Annotated in this window: 1 protein-coding gene; it reads left to right on the top strand. The window is 77.8% G+C overall.

Going from position 1 to position 927, the window contains the following annotated elements; genetic code table 11:
* Positions 1-212 precede the first annotated feature (212 nt).
* On the top strand, positions 213-927 hold a 715-nt coding region (locus JS521_RS35885; RefSeq protein WP_239488305.1), incomplete at its 3' end, for a TerD family protein.

The following is a 927-nucleotide window of genomic DNA, read 5'->3' as shown; positions in this document are numbered from 1 at the left end:
CGCGCCGCTCGCTGTACCCCGCCGGCGGGGGCCACCACGGGCGCCCTGGGCGCGGGGCCGTCGCGGGCCCCCGCCGGGGGGGGGGCCCCCCCCCACGCACGGCACGGAGCCGACACGGCATCACACGACACCGCACCGGCACCGCAAGGCATCACGCGCATCACACGGCACCGCGCCCACCGGCGCGGGCCTTCGTCGAGGGGGACAGGGCAATGACGGCCGAACTGGTCCGGGGGCAGAACCACACCTTGCCCCAGACCCGTCTGGAGATCCGGGTGTCGGCGGGCACGCCCGTCGTGGCCGGGGCCACCCTCGGCGACGAGCGGGGCACGGTGCGCGGCGTCGAGTGGATCGCCCACCCCGGCTCGCCCCAGCTCCCCGGTCTCGAGGTCTCCCAGCAGGCGGCCGCCGACCACCGGCTCGCCGTCGACCTGGAGGCCCTGCCCCCCGGCGCCCACCGGGTCACCGTGCTGCTCGCGCTCCCCGTGGGCGTCGGAGGCCCCACGCGGTTCGGCGCCGTCCCCGCCCCCTTCGTCGCCGTCACCGGGCTCGACGGCGACGAGATCGCCTCCTTCACGCACACCGGCCTGGATGCCGAGTCCGCGGTCAGCGCCCTGGAGCTCTACCGCCGCCAGGACGCCTGGAAGGTCCGCGCCGTGGGTCAGGGGTACGCGGGCGGGCTCGCCGAGATGCTCGCCGACCAGGGCGTGACCGACGCCGCCCCGCGGGCCGTATCCATCCTGGTGGCCGTCACCCGGGGCCGGGCCCGCGCGGGGGCCCCGCCGCCGCCCCGGACCCCGGATGGCGACCGCGTACGGCACACGACGGGACCGGCGGACCACCGCCCGAGCGCGCCGCCCGTAACGTCTCCGGCCAGGTCCACATGTACGCCGACAAGATCACCCCGGCCATGGCCCAGGCGATCGA

The sequence above is a fragment of the Streptomyces durocortorensis genome (genome assembly GCF_016901035.1).
Classification (GTDB): domain Bacteria; phylum Actinomycetota; class Actinomycetes; order Streptomycetales; family Streptomycetaceae; genus Streptomyces; species Streptomyces durocortorensis.
This window is presented reverse-complemented; position numbering and strand designations above follow the sequence as displayed.